We start from the raw sequence: 19,035 nt of genomic DNA, 5'->3' as shown, positions 1-19,035 counted from the left end.
GTTACCAAGGCCAGGCCAGCACGTGCTGGCGATGAGGAATGGAGGGTTGCGCGCCTTCTTGTGTGACGGACAGCGCTGCAGCCTGCTGGGCGAAGCGGATGGCTTCCACTTCTGCGCAGCCTTGCGCGAGCGAGGCTGCAAAGGCCCCTGTGAAGGTATCACCTGCCGCTGTGGCGTCTACCGCCTGGACCTTGAAGGCAGGAAAGTCTTGTATCCCTTCAGGCCCGGCCAACAGTGCGCCCGCAGCGCCCAAGGTCAAGAGCACCTTGCCGGCACCGCGCTGCAACAAGACCTTGGCGGCGGCTTCCGCGCCCTGTCGGCCTGTTACCGGCACACCAGACAACAACTGCGCCTCGCTTTCGTTGGGCACCAGGTAGTCAATCCAAGGTAGCCACTGCGCGGGCAGCGGGCCTGTGGCAGGTGCCGGGTTGAGTATCACGATTTTTCCCAGGGCACGCGCCCTGGCCAGGGTATGCCCTACCACTGCCTCCGGGATTTCCAGCTGGCATACCACCACGCTGGCGGCCTGCAGGACCGCTTCCATGGCATCCACCTGTTCGGCACTCAGGCAGCCATTGGCGCCTGCAACGATCATGATGGTGTTTTGCCCTGAGCTGTCCACTGTGATCAACGCAACGCCTGTGGGGGCCTGCGCATCTGTGATTACACCGTCGCAGTCGATACCGTCATCCAGCAGGGCCTGGCGCAACGCCCGGCCATTGGCATCATCGCCCACACAGCCGATCATGCTCACCTGCGCACCCGATCGCGCAGCAGCAACGGCCTGGTTGGCGCCCTTGCCGCCGGATGCCGTGGCGAAATGGGACGCTGCCAAGGTTTGGCCGGGCTGCGGGAGCTGTTGAGCCCGCACCACCAGGTCCATATTCAAACTACCCACTACAACGACCCTAGCAACGGCTGGGGTTGATTCATCAAGGCTCATAACGATACGTCATCCTGTTCAGCGTCCATCGGCGTTCTCGCCGCTGTGGATTCGCGTAAGACAATACGGGGCGCAACCACATGGCGCTGTGGCCTGCCTGTGGCCCGCCCCTGAATGCGATGCAGCAAGTGCTCGGCAGCCAACTCCCCCAATGCCAGGATGGATTGGCCTACCGTGGTAAGCGCCGGGTACACGTACCGGCACATGTGTATGTCATCGAAACCGATCACCGACAGCGCCTGTGGTACACGTACGCCCTGCTCTGCCGCCGCCCGCAACAGGCCCATGCCCAGCATATCGTTGGCAGCGAACACCGCAGTGGGCGGTACTTCCTCTAGCAAGGCAAGGCCAGCCTGATAGCCGCCTTCGGCTGTAAAATCGCTCTCTATGCGCCAGCGGGCGGGTACCTCAAGGCCCGCTTCGGCCACGGCGCGGTCAAAACCTGCTTGCCGCAACCGGGCCACTGACGCATTGGCGGGCCCATTCACGCAGGCCAGCCGACGATGCCCAAGCTCGATCAAATGCCGAGTGGCCATGTACGCCCCAGCCGTATGGTCAATACACACCACATCGGCGGCGACACCGGTGATTTCCCGGTCCACGACCACCAGCGGCGTTGTCAGGTTATGCCATTCACCCCCAGGGCTGGCGTCATCCACAGCGGCCAAAACCAGGCCATCGATGCGTTTTTCCTGGAGCATTCTCAGGTAGTTTCGCTGCTTTAGCGGGTCATCATCCGAATTGCACAGGATCACGCAATAGCCATTGCGCTCACAGGCATCTTCGATCCCCCTGGCCAGCTCCGCAAAGTACGGGTTGCTGTTGTTGGGCAGCACCAACCCGATGGTGGCCGTGGTGCGCGCCTTGAGAGAACGCGCCACGCCACTGGGCACATAGGCCAGCTGCACAATTGCCGCTTCGACCTTGGCCCTTACCGCATCACTGACCGGCCGTGAATTGTTCACCACATGGGACACAGTGGTGTAGGAAATGCCAGCCAACGCTGCGACGTCCTTGATCGTAGCCATGTCAGCCGCGTTGCCGAGCGCGACGGCTTCGGTAGGTGTCCAGAATCACCGCCAGCACAATCACCGCGCCGGTGATCAGGCGCTTGGTGGGCTCGCTGGCACCGATCTGGGCCAGGCCGGCAGCCAGTACGGAAATGATCAAGACTCCGAACAACGTGCTGACCACTGAGCCACGCCCACCCATCAGGCTGGTGCCACCGATCACCACCGCCGCGATCACTTGCAGCTCCAGGCCAGCGCCCGCATTAGGGTCTGCAGCCTCCAGGCGAGACACCTGGAACAACGCCGCCAGCCCTGCCAGCAAGCCCATGAGGGAGAACACGAGTACCTTGTAAGGCCGCGGGTCCACCCCTACCAGGCGCACCGCTTCCTCGTTCGTACCAATACCTACAAGGTAGCGGCCAAACACGCTGCGGCTGAGCACCAGTTGCGCAGCCGCCACAACGGCAAGCGCAATCAGGAACGAGGGGGAAATACCCCACAGCAGTGGCTCGGACAGGCTGCTATAGGCGTCGCCAATGTAGGCTGTGCGGGAATCGGTGAGTTGGTACGCCGCGCCACGTGCCATTTCCAGCACGCCCAACGACACGATAAACGACGGGATACGCCATGCCACGGTGACCGCGCCGGTGACGGTGCCGGCCAGGGTTGCGCAGGCCAGGCCCAGTGCAGCGGATGGCACTGCCCCCCACCCCCACCCCAGCATGGCCACACTGACAGCCGACGCGGCCAGTGCCAGTACCGACCCCACGGAGAGGTCGATGCCGCCGATGATCAGGATAAAGGTCATGCCCACCGACAGTACCATCAGGTCGGGAATCTGGTTGGCCAGCATGCTGAAGGTGTTGTAGGACAGGAAATGGCTGCTCAGGCACGAGAACAATACCACCAAGGCCAGCAGCGCACCGCCCAGGCCAAGGTAGGTACGCAATGCCGCAGGCGCATGGCGAAAGCCGCGTGGTTGAGACGCGGCAGAAAGGGTTGTTTTCATAAGGGTTCTCTAGCCCCAGCCGGGGCGCGATAGTGACGGTTGCCGGGCAGCGCCGCAGCAAGCAAATGTTCCTGGGTCCAGTCAGCGCGCTCGAAGACGCCATTGAGCGCACCTTCACACATCACTCCGATACGGTCGCACAGCAGCATGAGTTCGCGCAGGTCGCTGGACACCACCACCAGCGCCTTGCCTTGCCGCGTGAGGTCGCCCAGCAACCGGTAGATGTCGAACTTGGCGCCCACATCGATGCCCCGCGTGGGTTCGTCAAACAGCAAAACGGTACAATCGCGTTCCAGCCACCGGCCAATGACCACCTTTTGCTGATTGCCGCCGGACAGTTCCCCAACGGGCTGGCTCGGCCCCGCACTACGAATGCGCATGGCATCGATCTGCCGACATGCCAAGGCATGCTCGCGGCCGCTGCTCATCCAGCCAACAGAGGCCACCTGGTCCATGTTGCCCAGGGCCAGGTTGGCGCTGATAGGCTGCTGAAGCAACAGGCCTTCGCCCTTGCGATCTTCACTGATCAGGGCGATGCCCTGGCGCACCGCTTCAGCAGGCGAACCTAGTTTCAAAGGCTGTGGTGGCGTCCCCAGGCAGACACGGCCGGTGTCAGCCTGGTCTGCTGCAAAGATGAGCCGCAGCAATTCCGTACGCCCGGCGCCAATCAACCCGGAGATGCCGAAAATTTCGCCGGCGCGCACCTCGAAGCTGACGTCTCGCACCTTGTGGCCACGGCCCAGGCCTTCCACTTTTAGCAAAGGTGCGCCGATGTGGCGCTTACCCAGGTCGATGCGCTCGCCCAGCTCACGCCCCACCATCAGGTTGACCACTTCGGCTTCGCTGACCTCTTCGGTACGCGCAACCTTGACCAGCCGACCATCACGCAGCACGGCCACACGCTGCGCGATCCGGGCGATTTCTTCCAGCCGATGGGAGATGTACACCAGCGCCACACCGGCTGCCTTGAGCCGTTCAACCTGCGTGAACAGCAGCTCCACTTCCCGCGCAGTCAGCATGGCCGTGGGCTCGTCAAGGATCAGCAGGCGGCAGTCGCCAATCAGGTTTCGCGCTATTTCCACCATCTGTTGATGGCCGATACCCAGCTCCGAAACGGGTGTGTCCGGGTCCAGCCCTTCCAGGCCCACCCGGGCCATGGCTTGGGTGGCGTCCGCGCGCAAGCGTGCGCGATCCACCCAACCGAAGCGCCGTGGCAACTGTTCCAGGAACAGGTTCTCGGCAATGGTCAGGGTGGGGAGCAGGTTCAGCTCTTGCAATACCATTCGCACGCCCTGGCGTTCGGCGTCCCGGCGGCTACCCGGTGCCCACGGCTGCCCCATGAAACGCATATGGCCGGTGGTGGGCGTTTCCAGGCCTGCAATAATCCGCGACAGGGTGCTTTTGCCAGCGCCGTTTTCCCCGGTCAAGGCCAGCACTTCCCCAGGGTTCAGGTCCAGGTCTACCCCACCCAGCACAGGCTGGGTGTAGGTTTTGCCGATACCTTCCAGGCGTAATACAGGGGCTACCGCGCTCATTGCGCCGCCTGGGTAACCAGGTCGACCGGGGTCTGCACGTTGCCGCCGGCATCGCTTTGCTCGCCTTTCACGCGGCGCAGGGCTTCTTCAATACCGAATACCGCTTGGCGGGCAGCGTATTGGTCAGCCGTGGCCAACACGCGACCGTCCTTGAGCATGGGGGCGATGGCCTTGATGTTGTCATACCCCACCACATACACCTTGCCCGCCTTGCCTGCGGCGCGCACGGCCGACACGGCACCCAACGCCATGCTGTCGTTACCGGCCAGCAGCGCCTTGATGTCCGGGTATTCGTTCAGCATGGCTGTGGCTACGGCATTGCCTTTATCGATTTCCCAATTGCCCGACTGCACCGACACCACCTTCATGCTGGCCGCGCTCATGGCATCCTTGAAGCCGGCACTGCGCATCTGGGCGTTGGTGGTGGTGGGCACGCCTTCGATAATCCCGACCTGGTCACCTGCTTGCAACTTGGTTGCCAGGTAGTCCCCTACCTTCTTGGCACCAGCGCGGTTGTCTGGGCCTACGAATGGCACTTCCAGGTGCTTGGCCTTGAGTACGTCAGGGTCCAGTTGGTTGTCGATGTTCACTACCTTGATGCCCGCGTCCGAGGCCTTCTTAAGGACAGAGACCAGCGCCTTGGAATCAGCTGGCGCAATCACCAGTGCATTGACATTGGCATTGATCATCTGCTCAACGATACGGATCTGCGCGGCAGTGTCGGATTCGTCCTTGATGCCATTGGAGATGAGATCAAAGTCGGCGGCGTGTTCCTTCTGGTAATCCTTGGCCCCGTTTTCCATGGTGAGGAAGAACTCGTTGGCCAGGGACTTCATCACGAGGGCCACTTTAGGCTTGTCGGCCGCCTGGGCCGGCGCTGCAGCCAACCAGGTAGCTGCGAGCAAAGAAACAGAAAGGGTACGCAGGAATGGCAAGGTGTTCATGTGGGGCGTCCTTCTTATGATTATTTGTGCCCGTTGCACGAGGCAAACGTTTGCGACAACAACTATGAGAGGGGTTCAGCGCGCTGTCAAATGCTTCAACAGGCTATGCCCAGTTAATTCATCTGTATGAAAAAGGGTTGAACATTGTAGGCAAACAAGCGCAACGGCTTGCGAAAGAGGCTTCAGCTCACTACTGTATGCGCATACAGCCACAAAAGGGCCTTTCTTGTGACCGGTTCCACACCCCCTCCAACAGCCACGGCGTATGAACGCATGGCGGTGCGTGTTCAAAAAATCATCAATGGGCCAGCGGCGCAGCGCTCGCGTTCGGCGCTACTGTTTCGCCAACCCCACGAAGCGCCTGAAGACTGGCAGCAATTGCTCGACGAAATTGCCGAGAACGATAACGTCACCCTTGCCTGGCGGGATGACGGCGGCATTCAACTGTTCTGGGTGGTGCCTACGGATGATTAAGCAAGGCGCACTCGGTGCGCTGGCTGGCCTGTGCCTGCTGGCGATCACGCCGGCACTCGCCGAAGCGCCCCGTACGTTCTCCGAAGCCAAGAAGGCGGGATGGCGGCTGTATGCTCCCCAGTCGACGGAGTTCTACTGTGGCTGCAAGTACACGGGCAACAAGGTAGATCTCAAGAGCTGTGGCTATGTGCCGCGCAAGAACCTGGCACGGGCGTCGCGTATCGAGTGGGAGCACATTGTGCCGGCTTGGCAGATCGGCCATCAGTTGCAATGCTGGCAAGCAGGCGGCCGCAAGAACTGCACCCAGCACGACAAGACCTACCAGCAAGCCGAAGCCGACTTGCACAACCTGGTGCCGAGCATTGGCGAGGTAAACGGCGACCGTAACAATTTCAGTTTCGGCTGGCTGCCAGAGAAGCGTGGGCAATACGGCAGTTGCCTTACCCAAGTGGACTTCAAAGCCCGCAAAGTGATGCCCCGCCCTACTATCCGAGGGATGATCGCACGCACCTACCTGTATATGAGCAAACGCTACAAGCTTCGGCTGTCTAGCCAGGACATCAAGCTGTACCAGGCCTGGAACAAGACCTACCCGGTACAACCTTGGGAGCGCCAACGCAACCAGCGGGTGGCTTGCGTGATGGGGCATGGCAATGAATTCGTAGGCCCGGTCAACCTCAAGGCCTGTAGCTGATCACGGGGCGGGATGCGGCTCTACGCCTGATTCAATGCCCTGGCTGGCCATCAGCTTGTCCCGGGTCGCAACCGCCTCGTCACGGCTGTCGAAAGGGCCGAGGAAAATACGGGGCTTGCCATCCCGCGTGACCACGCTGCCCATGAACCCATGCTCGACCAGGCGGGACATCATGTCAGTGACCGCGCCGCGGTTATTGTCGGCAATCACCACATCCCACCCGTGGGCCGCCTGCTCAGCTGTTGCCGCAGCGTCCTCTGGTGCCGCCACCGGTGCACCACAGGCAGCGCGCACCACTACATTACGGCCATCCCGGTCGATCACGGCCTGGTAGCCGTTTTCGGTCTTGATGGCTGCATAGCTTTGATAGCCCCCATAATTACCGCTGGCGTCTTTGCCTTTCACTTGCCCGCAGATGTTGCCGTTGGGCGTTGAATGCACATTGGTGTACTTGGCCGAGCCGGGGTTTTCCAGCTGGGCCGAAACGGCCTTGTGCGCCTCTTCCAACGCGCTGCCGCAACCCGCCAAGGCCAATACCAATGCAACACCTGTCAATTTACGCACGCCGACCGCCTCTTGGAAATGTAGGAAGGGATTCTACCACCGGGGGCACGCCTTGGCAGGCCAACTGCCCGCTGATGGCAGCGCCAGGCCTGGCACGTGTGGCATCATGGCAGCCTGTTTTCACCTTTGCAGAGAGCCGTTATGCCCCCTATCGACGCCCGCCAGCAGTTGGCCCACGACCGCTACCTGGCTACCCACCCCGAGCTTGCCGAGGAGATTCGGCAGCTCGATGCTCGTGAGCAACAGCAGCAAGTACAGTGGGCCTTCGAAGACGCCGCTCAAAGCCAGGGGCTGGAACCCTGGGAATATGTGCTGGAGCTGACGGCCGAGAGCCCAGAAGAATTGGCCAGCTTGCGTGAAGGGGTGCACCGGGAAGTGGCGCAAGCACTAGGCATGCCTTGGGAGGCCTACAAGTCGCTGAACGAGCTGTAGGGAAACCGCTGGCGGACAGCAAAAAGGGCGACCCTTTCGGATCGCCCTTTTTGACGTGCCTTTCGGCGAAGCTGGTAGGCACAATTGGACTCGAACCAACGACCCCCACCATGTCAAGGTGGTGCTCTAACCAACTGAGCTATGTGCCTGCTGTGGGGGCGCATTCTACGCATGACACCAGCGATGTCAATGGAAATTTCTTCTAAGCTGCTGAAAAGGCGCTGAAAATCCAATTGCGACCGTACACAGGTTGGCCCATGGGTTCGCTAGCAGCCCTAGGCGATTTGAGTTAGCATCCTTCATCGTCAAGAATATTAAACAAAGGTTGCTGCCATGGCGCATATTGCCTACCCGCCGTCTTACTATGCTGCCTCAGCCAATGGTGCGCCCGCGCGCCCGCACTTGCAGGAAACCTTGGAAACCGACGTCTGCGTGATAGGCGCCGGGTATACCGGCCTGTCCAGCGCACTGCATTTGCTGGAGCAAGGCTTCAAGGTCGTGGTGGTAGAAGCGGCCAGGGTGGGTTTTGGCGCTTCAGGCCGAAATGGCGGCCAGATCGTGAACAGCTACAGCCGCGACATCGATGTCATCGAGCGCACCGTCAGCCGTGATCATGCCCAATTGCTAGGCGCGATGGCCTTCGAAGGCGGCCGTATCATTCGCGACCGTGTAGCGCGGTACAACATTGATTGCGACTTGAAAGACGGTGGTGTATTCGCCGCGCTCACTTCCAAGCAAATGGGTCACCTGGAAGCCCAGCAGCGTTTATGGGAGCGCTACGGCCACACTCAACTGGAATTGATGGGCCAGGACCGCATCCGTGAGGTAGTGGCGTGTGAACGCTACATCGGGGGGCTGCTGGACATGAGCGGCGGCCATATCCACCCGCTCAACCTGGCTCTGGGCGAAGCGGCGGCGGTCGAGTCGCTGGGTGGCAAGGTGTTCGAACAAACGCCCGCTACCCGTATCGACCGCGGCCCGAACCCCGTGGTGCATACCCCGCAAGGCCAGGTAAGAGCGAAATTCGTGATCGTGGCGGGCAATGCCTACCTGGGTAACCTGGTGCCGGAACTGGCGGCCAAGTCCATGCCGTGCGGCACCCAGGTGGTGGCGACTGAACCGTTGAGTGACGAACTGGCCCACAGCCTGTTGCCACAGGACTATTGCGTAGAGGATTGCAACTACCTGCTGGACTACTACCGGCTTACCGCAGACAAACGGTTGATCTTCGGCGGTGGCGTGGTCTACGGCGCGCGGGACCCAGCCAACATCGAAGCCTTGATCAGGCCTAACTTGGTCAAGGCCTTCCCACAGCTGAAAAACGTGAAAATCGACTTTGCCTGGACAGGCAATTTCCTGCTTACCCTGTCACGCCTGCCCCAGGTAGGCCGCATCGGTGAAAGCCTCTACTACTCACAAGGTTGCAGTGGCCATGGCGTGACCTATACGCACTTGGCCGGCAAGGTATTAGCCGAAGCGCTGCGCGGCCAGGCTGAACGCTTCGATGCCTTCGCCGCCCTGCCCCATTATCCGTTCCCGGGCGGCCAGGCCCTGCGCGTGCCTTTGTCGGCGCTGGGGGCGTGGTATTACAGCCTGAGGGATAAGCTAGGTTTTTAAGGGCGGGCGCTCAGGGCACTCAAGGCCCGCTGTGCTGCTGCCTCCTGGCCTGCCTGGCCCAACCGGTTTGCGGCGGCGGTCCAGCGTGCAGGGTCTACCTCGGCGGGCAAGTGTGCCGGGCGTTGGGCCAGCACCGCCCAGTTGCCGGCGGAACGCCAGGACGACACAAAATCTGAAAACGGTATCAGCAGCCGACGCTGCGCCCCGGAGCGTAGCAGTACATGGCTGCGGAACCGGTCATAGCCGATCAGCAGCGCATAGCGATCCGTTCCCCACAACGCGCCATCGCGGTAGCGCAACAGCACCGGGTTGCCTGCGGCAACCTGGGTGAGCAAGGCTTGGAAGTCCGGCTGTAGCGGGTAAACCACCAAGCCGTACTGGCGAGCGGCCTCTTCAACGCTGCGATCCAGGCCAGGGGGGCTGGCGGGCAACTTCAGGTAGGGCTCGACCAGGCCAGGCGTGACGGTCATTCCACGGTCCCGTAGCAACGCAGCCAGTGCCGTGGGCGCCCCGTGATCGTCATCGCCTTGGTAGAAAGGTACAGCGGTCAGTTCCACCCGGTCTGGCAGGGTGCCAATGCGCGGGGCTGGTGGGGTGGCGCAACCGGCCAGCAATCCCAGTACTGCCGCCAGGCCCACAGCCTGCCTTACTGAGCGGTTTAATATTTCTGACAGCATGGTAGTTTCCGGACTCTGACCCAGCCAGTGCTGGCGTAGGCGCATCATAGGCGGCTCAACTTGGAAGGTACAGACGGTACACTGAACCCAACTGCGTACCGGCACGTCGCAACCGCTCGTCACGCCTTGGAAACATAGTGGCCTTTAGACTGCTCTTACGTACAGATACGTGCGTGGGCGATGCTGAGGAGAACCACCTATGAGCCTTACAGCGGCAATACTGATGATGATAGGGGCCTGGATACTGGTGGCAGCCGCCATGCTATGGGGCGTACTGCGCATTGCGCGCCGCCATCATGCCGCGACACCTGCCCCAGCACGGCGCAAAACAGACGCCAGCGCTCAAGATAAGGCTCGCCCTTTACACCGCCTTAACCTGGCCCATTGAAAACGCCCCCGGCCGAGGGGGGCGTAACGTGCGATCAGACTGACGGGGGCGTAGAAGACTTCCTGCGGCGCGCCCAGAGGTTCAAGCACTCGATGGCCGCAGAGAATGCCATGGCGGTGTAGATATAACCTTTGGGTACATGGGCACCGAAGCCTTCGGCGATCAGGGTCATGCCAATCATGATCAAAAAGCCCAAGGCCAGCATCACCACGGTTGGGTTGGCGTTGATGAACTTCGCCAGAGGCTCTGCCGCCAGTAGCATTACCAACACAGCCACAACCACCGCAATCACCATGATTGGCAGATGTTCAGTCATGCCGACTGCCGTGATGATACTGTCGATCGAGAACACAAGGTCCAACATTAGAATCTGCCCGATGGCCGACGCCAGCCCTAGGGTGACTTTCGAACTGATCTTGGCATCAGCCTGGGCTCCCGGATCGACACTGTGATGAATCTCGCTGGTTGCTTTCCACAGCAGGAACAAGCCGCCCGCGATCAGAATCATGTCTTTCCATGAGAACCCATGGCCGGCCACTTCAAACACCGGCGCGGTCAGGGTAACGATAAAGGCCACCGTGCTGAGCAGCCCAAGCCGCAGGACCAGCGCCATGCCAATCCCCAGCCGTCGTGCCTTGGTCTGATGCTCGGCAGGCAGCTTGTTGGTGAGGATCGAAATGAAAATCAGGTTATCGATGCCCAGCACCACTTCCATCACAATCAATGTGGCCAGCGCCGCCCAAGCGGCGGGGCTGGCAAGCAGGTCCATCAAGTAGTCCATAGGTGGCTCCAGGCCAAGGTGAATGACCTGAAGTCTAGACCAGCCTATACTTTCGAAAAATTCGTATTTTCCAGCTTAATAGTTCGCTAATCTCGAAGTGTCCAGCATGCTCAATTACCGTCAACTGCACTATTTCTGGATGGTCGCGCGTACCGGCAGCATCGCGCGGGCCTGTGAGCAATTGAACCTGACCGCGCCTACGGTGAGCGGTCAGTTGTCGTTGCTGGAGCACAATTTAGGGATGGCCCTGTTTCAGAAGGTGGGCCGCCATCTGGAATTGACCGAGGCCGGTCGGCGTGTACTGGCCTATGCCGAGCCCATGTTCGAGGCTGGCGTGGCGTTGGAGGCCATGCTCCGCGCCCAGCCTGGGCAGCAGCCGCTGGCCTTCAGGGTAGGCGTAGCGGACGTTGTACCCAAATCCATCGTCTACCGCCTGCTGGCGCCTACCATGGCACTGGAAACGCCGCCACTTCGCCTCAGCTGCCGCGAGGACAAGCTGGAACGGTTGCTGGCCGACCTAGCCATTCAGCGGCTTGACCTGGTAATTTCCGACAGCCCGGTCCCCCCTCAATTGGACATCAAAAGCCGCACGCTAAAACTGGGGGAATGCGGTATCGGCTTTTTCGCGACGCCTGAACTGGCTGAGCGTTGCAAAGGCGCTTTTCCTGCCTGCCTTGAGCACATGCCCTTGCTGATTCCAGGCCCTCAGAGCGTGGTGCGCAGCCGCCTGCTGCGCTGGCTGGAAGAAGCGCGGGTAAATACTCGAATTGTAGGGGAGTTCGACGACAGTGCGCTGATGCAGGCCTTTGGCTTGGCAGGCAGCGGCGTGTTCGTAGCGCCTAGAGTGATTGCCGGTGACCTTACACGCCAAGGCGACATTCAACTATTAGGGGAAACCGATGCCGTCACCGAAGCGTTTTACGCCATCTCGGTGGAGCGTCGGGTAAACCATCCCGGTACAGTGGCCGTCGCGGAGGCGGCGCGTGAAGGGCTCTTCCAGCAATAGGCCTGCAGGCCCTACTCTAGTTATGTTCTCGCCACCACTTTTCGCCAAGGCCCTGTTCATGACCGACCACTCTGACAACGCTGCCACGCCGCAAAGGCCTGACCTTACCCCCGCTGACCTTCGTATTCTCGGGTGCCTGGTGGAAAAGCAGGCCAGCAACCCTGAAACCTACCCTCTTACCCTCAACGCGCTGGTGCTGGCCTGCAACCAGAAAACCAGCCGCGAGCCGGTGATGCAGCTGGCCCCAGGTGAGGTAGGCCAACGATTGCGAGTACTGGAACAGGCAGGCTTTGCAAAGCTGGTGATGGGCAACCGTGCCGACCGCTATGAACACCGGCTCGACAAGGCACTGGAACTGGTGCCCGCCCAAGTTGCGCTTTTAAGCCTGCTGTTTCTCAGAGGGTCACAGACCCTAGGGGATTTGTGGACGCGGTCCAGCCGCCTGTACCCTTTCGACGATGCCGACCAGGTACGTCATCAGTTGGACCGGTTGATTGCACGGGGCTACGCGCAGCAACTCCCTCGGCAACCGGGCCAGCGTGAAGTCCGCTTTACCCATGGCTGGGCTGATGTGGCCGAGGGCGCCGTGGAGGGTAGCGCCCCTGCTGAGGTGGATACAGCAGCAGCGGCCACTCGCCTGGAGGCACTCGAAGCGCGAGTGGCGGCACTGGAAGCGCGCCTGACAGCGCTAGGCCTGGACTAACCGGCTGCTGCGAAAGCAGTTGCTTCGGCCACCAGCGCATCACTGGGCCGTACGCCGGTGTACAGCGCGAACTGTTCCAGGGCCTGCAGGGCTACCACGTCCTGCCCCGAGATCACCCGTTTGCCAGCGGCCTCGCCAGCTATCACCAACGGCGTGCGAGCAGGCAGTGCTACCACATCAAATACGACGTCAGCCACGTCTATCGTCTGCTGGCTGAACGCCAAGGCACTGGCTTCAGGCCCCCCGGCCATACCGATGGGGGTGACGTTCACCACAATGTCAGCCTCCACACCCTGCACATCCGCTTGCCATTGATAGCCGCATTGATTGGCCAGCGCCGGGCCGGCTTCAGGGTTACGCGCAATAACCGTAGCGCGGGCGAACCCAGCATCGCGGAACGCGCAGGCCACCGCCTTGGCCATTCCGCCGCTACCACGAATGGCTAGGGTGCAATCCGAGTCGAGGGCATGGGTCTGGATGAGCTGACGTATGGCCAGGTAGTCCGTATTGTAGGCCTTCAAGTAACCGTCGTTATTGACGATAGTATTGATAGACGCAATAGACGCTGCCGACGCATCAAGCTCATCGATCAAGGGAATACAGGCTTCCTTGAATGGCATTGAGACCGCACACCCGCGAATGCCAAGCGCGCGAATGCCGGCGATGGCAGCTGGCAGGTCCGAGGTGGTGAACGCCTTGTAGAAATAGTCCAGGTTTAGCGCTTGATACAGGTGGTTATGGAAGCGTGTACCAAAGTTGCCTGGGCGCGCGGCCAGAGACATGCAAAGTTGGGTGTGCTTGCTGGGAAAAATAGCCATGAAAGGTCCGACAGGTCTGTGAAGTTGTAAGGAAACCGATACGGTGAACTTACAGAAAATTTACCATTTGCGGGTGCTGCATTTAACCGTTTCGCTGTCATAGTGTGTACGGCAGTCCCAGGCTGTGTACGAAATGTTCTGACGCGAAGGTCAGGCAAGGCGAAAACAGCTGAGGAGGCGGAGTTTACTGGTTGTAAATGAGCATTCCGAAGCTGTTTTCAACGCAGCATCACCGAGTGTCAGGACTTTTCGTACATAGCCTAGGTCCCGAGGGCGGGCACCAGGCACTGCGTATCGCGAGGAACCATCATGATTCGTCATCTCCCCAAGGTTGCCCTGCTGGTCGGCGCACTCAGCCTGGCCGGGCCTGCGGCCGCACACGGCGGCATAGGCCCAGGCGTCATTGGCGCGGTGTTGGGTGCTGCTGTGGTAGGGGCTGTGGTTGCTAATCCAGGCCCTGTCTATGTGGAGCGTCCGGTTTACGTGGCGCCCCAGCCCGTCTATGTACAGGCGCCCCCACCGCCGGTCTACTACCAGCCCGCGCCGGTCTACGTGGCTCCGCCACCGCCACCAGGCTACTACGTGCCGCAGGGGTACTATGCACCCCATGGCTACTATGCCCCGCGAGGCTATTACGGCCCGCCACGCTGGTAACCGTGTGCTCAAGTACGCCTGTTTCAATAGCGACTATTGAGCACGTTGATTTGTCGTCGGCTCGCTCGGCCCTGACACTGAGCGCATTGAGTCAGCGAGGTTCCTGTCATGCCTTCATTTCACATCATGAGCGTTGTCGGTAGTGCAGTGCCCGAGCACCTGCGTGACCTAGGGTTGCTTGCGTGTTGGTACGTCGTCTTCGACGGCAATGTCGTAAGCCCGCCGCTGATGTCGCGCTCGGCTGCCGAACGCCATTGCCGCGACATGAGCCAGTGCCTGGCGGCCTGAGGCGCCTGATGTTCGCCGCTTAACTTTTTTTGCTCGCAAGGCAACCTGTGCTGCCCGGCCTAACGGCTTAAATGAAGAAACATTTAGCTGCCCGGACAATCGACAGGCACTTGGCCATAAATTTACAATGTGGCCAACTTTGATGGCAGGGACGCCACACTTCTACTCTTCTTGCGAGTGATCTGCGTGAAAACCCCTCTTTCGATACTTGGCCTGTGCTATGTGCTTGCAGGCGCCTGCTTCACGTCGAACGTCACCGCTGCGGCTGCCACTTTCAGTCGAGACCCTGCCCAACTGCACTTGGCCTCTCACAGCGCACTGTTGGTAGACCTTCAGACCGGTCAGGTCATTTACGAAAACAAGCCTGACCAGATTGTGCCTATCGCCTCGGTCACCAAGCTGATGACGGCGATGGTCGTACTGGACGCCAAACAGTCGATGAGCGAAGACATTGCCGTCGATATCAGCCAGACGAAAGAAATGAAAGGCGTGTTTTCTCGCGTCAAGCTGGGCAGCACGCTCAGCCGTCACGACATGATGCTGATCGCGCTGATGTCGTCTGAAAACCGTGCCGCCGCCACCCTGGCCCACCATTACCCAGGGGGCTACAACGCTTTTATTACCGCCATGAATGCCAGGGCCCGCGCCCTGGGCATGAGCCACACCCGCTACGTGGAACCCACCGGCCTGTCCGAGCAGAATGTGTCCACGGCCCGGGACCTGAGCAAGTTGCTGACCGCCGCACGCCGCTATCCCATGTTGTCGGAACTCAGTACCACTAAAGAAAAGACGGTCAGCTTTAAAAAGCCTAACTACACGCTGGGCTTCCATAATACCGACCATTTGCTCAACCAGAAAAACTGGGACATCCAGATCACCAAGACCGGCTTTACCGACAAGGCCGGCCACTGCCTGGTACTGGTGACCAGCATGGGCGGCCGCCCAGTAGCCATGGTGATCCTGGATGCCTTTGGCAAGTACACGCACTTTGCCGACGCTACCCGCCTGCGCACTTGGGTAGAAACCGGGCGCGGCGCCAAGGCGCCGGCCGTGGCCATGCAATACAAGGCCGAGAAGCACCGCCAGTTGGCGGACTGACCCTTTACTAGCGGTTACCGCCCTGCTCCGCCAGGGCTTAGGCTGTGGTGCTGATGCTATTGCCGCTGGTGCTACTGCCCTGCTTGCTGAGCGCCTCTAACAGCTGGGCGCTCACCGTCTGCAACTCGCCACTGGTAGCGGCCACTTGGGCCTGTGCAGACGCAACGGCCGTAGCTTTCTCCTCAGGGCTAACTTTGGCACTGATAGCCGCCTGAAGGGCCTGCTGCTCTTTGGCCAGCTCCTTCTGAAGCTTGGCCAACCGCTGCTGCAACTGCTTGACGATGTCTGAGCTGTTACTGCTGCTGTCACTGGAACCGGAGCCACCACCAGCAGGTGCAGTACCGCCGGCTGGGGCGGCGACCTGTGTGGTAGTCGACGTATCAGCCCCTGCCACAGCTGTTGTAGCGTTTTCATCAACAGAGGCGGTGGTAGCCTTGCTGACGGCGTAGGTCTGGATATGAAGATTGGAAGCAATCGAGGAAAGGCTGGTCATGGGGAACCCTATGAACGGTTTATTGGCCTACCCTTCATCGGCCGCTGTTACATAGGCTTTAGAACACCTTTGTAAGCATCGTGTATCACCGCCCTTACGCGGCGTGCGAACATGAAATAATCTTCAAATAGCCTCCAATCAAAACTTGGCACAATGCCAGGGTCCGCTTCACTTCTTGCAGGTACTTCCATGACACGTGTACTGACCATCGAAGACGATGCCGTTACCGCCCGGGAAATCGTGGCGGAACTGAGCAACCATGGCCTTGAGGTCGATTGGGTCGACAATGGCCGCGAGGGGCTTGTGAAAGCCGTCAGCGGCGTCTACGACGTCATTACCCTGGACCGCATGCTGCCTGAGCTAGACGGGCTTGCGATTGTCACCACGCTGCGCACCATTGGGGTGTCGACCCCTGTGCTGATGATCAGCGCCCTGTCGGATGTGGATGAACGTGTTCGAGGCCTGCGCGCAGGCGGTGATGACTACCTCACCAAGCCCTTTGCTTCGGACGAGATGGCCGCACGGGTAGAGGTACTGCTACGGCGTAAACTGGCCGGCACCGCCCAGGACAACACCTTGAAGGTAGCGGACCTGGAACTGGATCTGATCACCCGGGAAGCCCGCCGCGGCGATCAACCGCTGAACCTGCTGCCCACCGAGTTCAAGCTGCTCGAATTTCTGATGCGCAATGCCGGCCAGGTGCTCACCCGCATGATGATCTTCGAAGAAGTGTGGGGCTATCATTTCGACCCCGGCACCAACCTGATCGATGTGCACATCGGGCGCTTGCGCAAGAAAATCGACCCGGCCGGTACCCCGCCGCTGATCAAGACCGTTCGAGGGTCTGGCTATGTCATTGCCGAACCCCTCTAAGGGGTGGCGCTCTTCCAGCAGCCGCTTGCTGGCGCTATACAGTTTCCTGTTCGTGGCCTGGAGCAGCATTCTGCTGGGCGTGCTGTACTTCGAAGTGTCGGACTACCTCAACAGCCTGGCCCGGCAATCCTTGATGCAGCGCCAGCACCTGTTTGCAAGGTTCGGTGGGCAGGACCTGGAAGATGCCCTGGCGGCCAGCCAGGCCTTCGACGACCGCGCCTTCGACGCCTATGGCCTGTTCGACGACGAGCTATACCCGGTTGCCGGCGAGCTGCACCGCATCCCTCGCGGGCTGGCGCTGGATGGAGAAATCTATGAGCTGGATGACTGCGTAGACTCCAACGACCTGAAACTCCCGCAAGACAGCTGTGCCGCTGTTGCCATGCCTACACGTGATGGGCGCTGGCTGGTACTGGTGCGGGACAACGGCTCCGTGTTCGCGGTGACGCACATCATTCTGCGCGCCTTGCTGTGGGGCATTTCGCTGACCGTGCTTCCGGGTGCGGCAGGCTGGCACCTGCTGCGGCGCCGGCCGCTGCGGCGTATCCGCCAGATCCAGGCCAGTGCCGAAGCGATCATGGCCGGAGATCTGGCTGGGCGCCTGCCGTTGTCCGACCGGCGTGACGAACTGGACATGCTGGCCGCTATCGTCAATGCCATGCTGGACCGCATTGAAAAGCTCATGTTCGAGGTCAAGGGCGTGTGTGACAACATTGCCCATGACCTGCGTACGCCGCTGACTCGGCTGCGAGCACAGTTGTATCGCATCAAGCAGCAGACCGAAGACAGTTCAGGGCAGGCGCAGGCCTTGGACCAAGCCATTGCCGATACCGACACGTTGATGGCGCGCTTCCGTGGCCTGCTACGGATTTCTGAAATCGAAGACCACCGCCGCCGCTCGGGCTTCGTGGAAATGGACCCCCTTGAATTGCTGCAAGAGCTCCACGATTTCTATCTGCCCCTGGCCGAAGAAGGCGAGTTGGCACTGCTGCTGGATGTGCCAGATAACGTTCCGCCTCTGACCGGTGACCGTGCGCTGCTGTTCGAGGCCATTGGCAACCTGCTCGGCAATTCGATCAAGTTCACCCCGCCAGGGGGCCAGGTCATATTGCGTGCAGAGCGCTATCAAAACGCAACACGTATCAGCGTGGACGACTCTGGCCCCGGGATTCCAGAAGCAGAACGCCAGGCCATTTTCCAGCGTTTCTACCGTAGCGACGAGTCTGCCCAGGGCGGCTTTGGCCTGGGCCTGTCTATCGCAGGCGCAGTCGTGAACCTGCATGGCTTCGGCCTTGAAGTCACAGACAGCCCTCTGGGCGGTGCTCGCCTGGTCCTTGATTGCCGACCCACCAACGCACTGGTTGCCACATGAACCTTCTCTACATTACCGAGCAGCCCGACCACGCCCTGATGCAGATGTTTGCCGACCATGCCGGTGACATTGTCAGCACCGTGCCTGAACAGGCCGATGTGCACTTGCACGGCCAATACGGCTATATCGTGCTGGACCTGCCCATGGCCCGTGCAGACCTCTTGCATAAGGCTGTAGACCGCCGAGGCCGCGCGAGGCTGCTGGTATTGCTGGGGCAAAGCGATTCGAGCATCCGTGCCCGGGTGCTACAAGCGGGGGCAGACCTTTGCCTGCCTCGCCCGCTGAGCGCCGAAGAGCTTCAAGCGCGCATGCAGGCCCTGACCCGGCATTATCCTGTACCGGCCAGCGACCCTGGGCCAGGGCTGTGGCTGTCCAGCAACCGGCTTTTGTTAGGCCGTGCCGGCGCTCAGCAAAGCGTGACCGTCACCGAGCAACGCCTGCTGGCCTTGCTGGCCCAGCACGCAGAACCCATCAGCCGTCATGCGATCGAGGGTCACCTGTGGGGTTCGGCAGAGCCCTCCCGGGGGCCTTTGATCGAACGCCACATCTGCAACCTGCGGCGTAAGCTGACCGAGCTGGGCGCACCGTATGCCCTGCAGACGTTGCGGGGGTATGGTTATTGTCTAAGCGAGAGCCTGCGGCTGCGCACAGACTAGGCTTTG

23 protein-coding genes and 1 tRNA gene are annotated in these 19,035 nt (G+C 60.6%); 13 read left to right on the top strand and 11 right to left on the bottom strand.

Annotated elements, in window-relative coordinates; genetic code table 11:
• Nucleotide 1 precedes the first annotated feature (1 nt).
• Genes rbsK through ACSAMW_RS01050 form a run of 5 tightly spaced genes read right to left on the bottom strand, consistent with a single transcriptional unit; the run spans nt 2 to nt 5,441 of the window.
• Nucleotides 2-943 carry a ribokinase gene (gene rbsK / locus ACSAMW_RS01070; protein WP_500592264.1) on the bottom strand — a complete coding sequence of 314 codons (942 nt, stop codon included), beginning with the start codon at nt 941-943 and terminating at the stop codon, nt 2-4.
• Entirely contained in the window at nt 940-1,971 is a 1,032-nt protein-coding gene (locus tag ACSAMW_RS01065) for a LacI family DNA-binding transcriptional regulator (protein ID WP_500592263.1), read from the bottom strand. The genes rbsK and ACSAMW_RS01065 overlap by 4 nt, the downstream gene beginning before the upstream one ends.
• A gap of 1 nt (nt 1,972) precedes the next feature.
• Nucleotides 1,973-2,962, bottom strand: a complete 990-nt coding sequence (locus ACSAMW_RS01060; RefSeq protein ID WP_500592262.1) for an ABC transporter permease — start codon at nt 2,960-2,962, stop codon at nt 1,973-1,975.
• Nucleotides 2,959-4,497, bottom strand: a complete 1,539-nt coding sequence (locus ACSAMW_RS01055) for a sugar ABC transporter ATP-binding protein (protein ID WP_500592261.1) — start codon at nt 4,495-4,497, stop codon at nt 2,959-2,961. The genes ACSAMW_RS01060 and ACSAMW_RS01055 overlap by 4 nt, the downstream gene beginning before the upstream one ends.
• Nucleotides 4,494-5,441, bottom strand: a complete 948-nt coding sequence (locus ACSAMW_RS01050) for a sugar ABC transporter substrate-binding protein (protein ID WP_168080639.1) — start codon at nt 5,439-5,441, stop codon at nt 4,494-4,496. Before ACSAMW_RS01050 ends, ACSAMW_RS01055 begins: the two co-directional genes overlap by 4 nt.
• A gap of 273 nt (nt 5,442-5,714) precedes the next feature.
• On the opposite strand from ACSAMW_RS01050, the gene ACSAMW_RS01045 reads away from it, so the two are divergent.
• Nucleotides 5,715-5,915: a DUF1654 domain-containing protein gene (locus tag ACSAMW_RS01045; RefSeq protein ID WP_500593931.1), complete on the top strand. Its 201-nt coding sequence runs from the start codon at nt 5,715-5,717 to the stop codon at nt 5,913-5,915.
• Nucleotides 5,908-6,609: an endonuclease gene (locus ACSAMW_RS01040; RefSeq protein ID WP_500592260.1), complete on the top strand. Its 702-nt coding sequence runs from the start codon at nt 5,908-5,910 to the stop codon at nt 6,607-6,609. Before ACSAMW_RS01045 ends, ACSAMW_RS01040 begins: the two co-directional genes overlap by 8 nt.
• Here ACSAMW_RS01040 and ACSAMW_RS01035 read toward each other — a convergent pair whose 3' ends face one another.
• Entirely contained in the window at nt 6,610-7,173 is a 564-nt protein-coding gene (locus tag ACSAMW_RS01035; protein ID WP_500592259.1) for an SPOR domain-containing protein, read from the bottom strand.
• Between the two features lie 141 nt (nt 7,174-7,314).
• Here ACSAMW_RS01035 and ACSAMW_RS01030 point away from each other — a divergent pair, with 141 nt between their 5' ends.
• Nucleotides 7,315-7,605 (top strand): DUF6388 family protein, encoded by a 291-nt coding sequence (locus ACSAMW_RS01030; RefSeq protein WP_168080633.1) that lies wholly within the window; start codon nt 7,315-7,317, stop codon nt 7,603-7,605.
• A gap of 72 nt (nt 7,606-7,677) precedes the next feature.
• Here ACSAMW_RS01030 and ACSAMW_RS01025 read toward each other — a convergent pair.
• Nucleotides 7,678-7,754 (bottom strand) — tRNA-Val (locus ACSAMW_RS01025).
• A 184-nt stretch (nt 7,755-7,938) separates the two neighbouring features.
• Here ACSAMW_RS01025 and ACSAMW_RS01020 point away from each other — a divergent pair.
• Nucleotides 7,939-9,222: an NAD(P)/FAD-dependent oxidoreductase gene (locus ACSAMW_RS01020; protein WP_500592258.1), complete on the top strand. Its 1,284-nt coding sequence runs from the start codon at nt 7,939-7,941 to the stop codon at nt 9,220-9,222.
• On the opposite strand, the gene ACSAMW_RS01015 is transcribed toward ACSAMW_RS01020, so the two are convergent.
• Nucleotides 9,219-9,899 (bottom strand): peptidase C39 family protein, encoded by a 681-nt coding sequence (locus ACSAMW_RS01015; protein WP_500592257.1) that lies wholly within the window; start codon nt 9,897-9,899, stop codon nt 9,219-9,221. The genes ACSAMW_RS01020 and ACSAMW_RS01015 overlap by 4 nt on opposite strands.
• A gap of 199 nt (nt 9,900-10,098) precedes the next feature.
• Here ACSAMW_RS01015 and ACSAMW_RS01010 point away from each other — a divergent pair, with 199 nt between their 5' ends.
• Nucleotides 10,099-10,287, top strand: coding sequence for a hypothetical protein (locus ACSAMW_RS01010; RefSeq protein WP_168080629.1), 189 nt, complete (start codon nt 10,099-10,101; stop codon nt 10,285-10,287).
• 34 nt (nt 10,288-10,321) lie between these two features.
• On the opposite strand, the gene ACSAMW_RS01005 is transcribed toward ACSAMW_RS01010, so the two are convergent.
• Complete coding sequence (locus ACSAMW_RS01005) at nt 10,322-11,068, bottom strand: TerC family protein (protein WP_500592256.1); 747 nt, start codon at nt 11,066-11,068, stop codon at nt 10,322-10,324.
• Between the two features lie 106 nt (nt 11,069-11,174).
• Between ACSAMW_RS01005 and nhaR the strand changes: the two genes are divergently transcribed.
• Together nhaR and ACSAMW_RS00995 are read left to right on the top strand one after the other, a co-directional pair.
• Entirely contained in the window at nt 11,175-12,074 is a 900-nt protein-coding gene (nhaR, locus tag ACSAMW_RS01000) for a transcriptional activator NhaR (protein ID WP_500592255.1), read from the top strand.
• 58 nt (nt 12,075-12,132) lie between these two features.
• Nucleotides 12,133-12,777 (top strand): YceH family protein, encoded by a 645-nt coding sequence (locus ACSAMW_RS00995; RefSeq protein WP_500592254.1) that lies wholly within the window; start codon nt 12,133-12,135, stop codon nt 12,775-12,777.
• Here the strand turns inward: ACSAMW_RS00995 and ACSAMW_RS00990 are convergent.
• Nucleotides 12,774-13,595 carry a shikimate 5-dehydrogenase gene (locus ACSAMW_RS00990; protein WP_500592253.1) on the bottom strand — a complete coding sequence of 274 codons (822 nt, stop codon included), beginning with the start codon at nt 13,593-13,595 and terminating at the stop codon, nt 12,774-12,776. The two genes, ACSAMW_RS00995 and ACSAMW_RS00990, sit on opposite strands and share 4 nt — an antisense overlap.
• A 309-nt stretch (nt 13,596-13,904) precedes the next feature.
• Here ACSAMW_RS00990 and ACSAMW_RS00985 point away from each other — a divergent pair, with 309 nt between their 5' ends.
• The 3 genes from ACSAMW_RS00985 to pbpG all read left to right on the top strand — a co-directional run bounded on the left by ACSAMW_RS00985 (nt 13,905) and on the right by pbpG (nt 15,635).
• Nucleotides 13,905-14,249, top strand: a complete 345-nt coding sequence (locus ACSAMW_RS00985; RefSeq protein WP_168080619.1) for a hypothetical protein — start codon at nt 13,905-13,907, stop codon at nt 14,247-14,249.
• A 108-nt stretch (nt 14,250-14,357) separates the two neighbouring features.
• Nucleotides 14,358-14,537: a hypothetical protein gene (locus ACSAMW_RS00980; RefSeq protein WP_500592252.1), complete on the top strand. Its 180-nt coding sequence runs from the start codon at nt 14,358-14,360 to the stop codon at nt 14,535-14,537.
• 186 nt (nt 14,538-14,723) lie between these two features.
• Nucleotides 14,724-15,635: a D-alanyl-D-alanine endopeptidase gene (gene pbpG / locus ACSAMW_RS00975; protein ID WP_500592251.1), complete on the top strand. Its 912-nt coding sequence runs from the start codon at nt 14,724-14,726 to the stop codon at nt 15,633-15,635.
• Nucleotides 15,636-15,672: 37 nt separating this feature from the next.
• Here the strand turns inward: pbpG and ACSAMW_RS00970 are convergent, their stop codons facing one another.
• Nucleotides 15,673-16,128, bottom strand: coding sequence for a hypothetical protein (locus tag ACSAMW_RS00970; RefSeq protein ID WP_500592250.1), 456 nt, complete (start codon nt 16,126-16,128; stop codon nt 15,673-15,675).
• 189 nt (nt 16,129-16,317) lie between these two features.
• Here ACSAMW_RS00970 and ACSAMW_RS00965 point away from each other — a divergent pair, with 189 nt between their 5' ends.
• The 3 genes from ACSAMW_RS00965 to ACSAMW_RS00955 are packed head-to-tail and all read left to right on the top strand — an operon-like array spanning nt 16,318 to nt 19,029.
• Nucleotides 16,318-17,001, top strand: a complete 684-nt coding sequence (locus tag ACSAMW_RS00965) for a response regulator transcription factor (RefSeq protein WP_168080611.1) — start codon at nt 16,318-16,320, stop codon at nt 16,999-17,001.
• Nucleotides 16,979-18,373, top strand: coding sequence for a sensor histidine kinase (locus ACSAMW_RS00960; protein ID WP_500592249.1), 1,395 nt, complete (start codon nt 16,979-16,981; stop codon nt 18,371-18,373). The genes ACSAMW_RS00965 and ACSAMW_RS00960 overlap by 23 nt, the downstream gene beginning before the upstream one ends.
• Nucleotides 18,370-19,029: a response regulator transcription factor gene (locus tag ACSAMW_RS00955; protein ID WP_500592248.1), complete on the top strand. Its 660-nt coding sequence runs from the start codon at nt 18,370-18,372 to the stop codon at nt 19,027-19,029. The genes ACSAMW_RS00960 and ACSAMW_RS00955 overlap by 4 nt, the downstream gene beginning before the upstream one ends.
• Nucleotides 19,030-19,035 lie beyond the last annotated feature (6 nt).

This window comes from Pseudomonas sp. AB39(2026), assembly GCF_059831485.1.
Note: the sequence above shows the minus strand (reverse complement) of the source record. Positions and strands in the feature narration are given on the sequence as shown.

Bases quoted from the DNA above. Each gene is read 5' to 3' on its own strand.
- rbsK (WP_500592264.1), bottom strand. From the start codon at position 943: ATGAGCCTTGATGAATCAACCCCAGCCGTTGCTAGGGTCGTTGTAGTG.
- ACSAMW_RS01065 (WP_500592263.1), bottom strand. From the start codon at position 1,971: ATGGCTACGATCAAGGACGTCGCAGCGTTGGCTGGCATTTCCTACACC.
- ACSAMW_RS01060 (WP_500592262.1), bottom strand. From the start codon at position 2,962: ATGAAAACAACCCTTTCTGCCGCGTCTCAACCACGCGGCTTTCGCCAT.
- ACSAMW_RS01055 (WP_500592261.1), bottom strand. From the start codon at position 4,497: ATGAGCGCGGTAGCCCCTGTATTACGCCTGGAAGGTATCGGCAAAACC.
- ACSAMW_RS01050 (WP_168080639.1), bottom strand. From the start codon at position 5,441: ATGAACACCTTGCCATTCCTGCGTACCCTTTCTGTTTCTTTGCTCGCA.
- ACSAMW_RS01045 (WP_500593931.1), top strand. From the start codon at position 5,715: ATGGCGGTGCGTGTTCAAAAAATCATCAATGGGCCAGCGGCGCAGCGC.
- ACSAMW_RS01040 (WP_500592260.1), top strand. From the start codon at position 5,908: ATGATTAAGCAAGGCGCACTCGGTGCGCTGGCTGGCCTGTGCCTGCTG.
- ACSAMW_RS01030 (WP_168080633.1), top strand. From the start codon at position 7,315: ATGCCCCCTATCGACGCCCGCCAGCAGTTGGCCCACGACCGCTACCTG.
- ACSAMW_RS01020 (WP_500592258.1), top strand. From the start codon at position 7,939: ATGGCGCATATTGCCTACCCGCCGTCTTACTATGCTGCCTCAGCCAAT.
- ACSAMW_RS01015 (WP_500592257.1), bottom strand. From the start codon at position 9,899: ATGCTGTCAGAAATATTAAACCGCTCAGTAAGGCAGGCTGTGGGCCTG.
- ACSAMW_RS01010 (WP_168080629.1), top strand. From the start codon at position 10,099: ATGAGCCTTACAGCGGCAATACTGATGATGATAGGGGCCTGGATACTG.
- ACSAMW_RS01005 (WP_500592256.1), bottom strand. From the start codon at position 11,068: ATGGACTACTTGATGGACCTGCTTGCCAGCCCCGCCGCTTGGGCGGCG.
- nhaR (WP_500592255.1), top strand. From the start codon at position 11,175: ATGCTCAATTACCGTCAACTGCACTATTTCTGGATGGTCGCGCGTACC.
- ACSAMW_RS00995 (WP_500592254.1), top strand. From the start codon at position 12,133: ATGACCGACCACTCTGACAACGCTGCCACGCCGCAAAGGCCTGACCTT.
- ACSAMW_RS00990 (WP_500592253.1), bottom strand. From the start codon at position 13,595: ATGGCTATTTTTCCCAGCAAGCACACCCAACTTTGCATGTCTCTGGCC.
- ACSAMW_RS00985 (WP_168080619.1), top strand. From the start codon at position 13,905: ATGATTCGTCATCTCCCCAAGGTTGCCCTGCTGGTCGGCGCACTCAGC.
- ACSAMW_RS00980 (WP_500592252.1), top strand. From the start codon at position 14,358: ATGCCTTCATTTCACATCATGAGCGTTGTCGGTAGTGCAGTGCCCGAG.
- ACSAMW_RS00970 (WP_500592250.1), bottom strand. From the start codon at position 16,128: ATGACCAGCCTTTCCTCGATTGCTTCCAATCTTCATATCCAGACCTAC.
- ACSAMW_RS00965 (WP_168080611.1), top strand. From the start codon at position 16,318: ATGACACGTGTACTGACCATCGAAGACGATGCCGTTACCGCCCGGGAA.
- ACSAMW_RS00960 (WP_500592249.1), top strand. From the start codon at position 16,979: ATGTCATTGCCGAACCCCTCTAAGGGGTGGCGCTCTTCCAGCAGCCGC.
- ACSAMW_RS00955 (WP_500592248.1), top strand. From the start codon at position 18,370: ATGAACCTTCTCTACATTACCGAGCAGCCCGACCACGCCCTGATGCAG.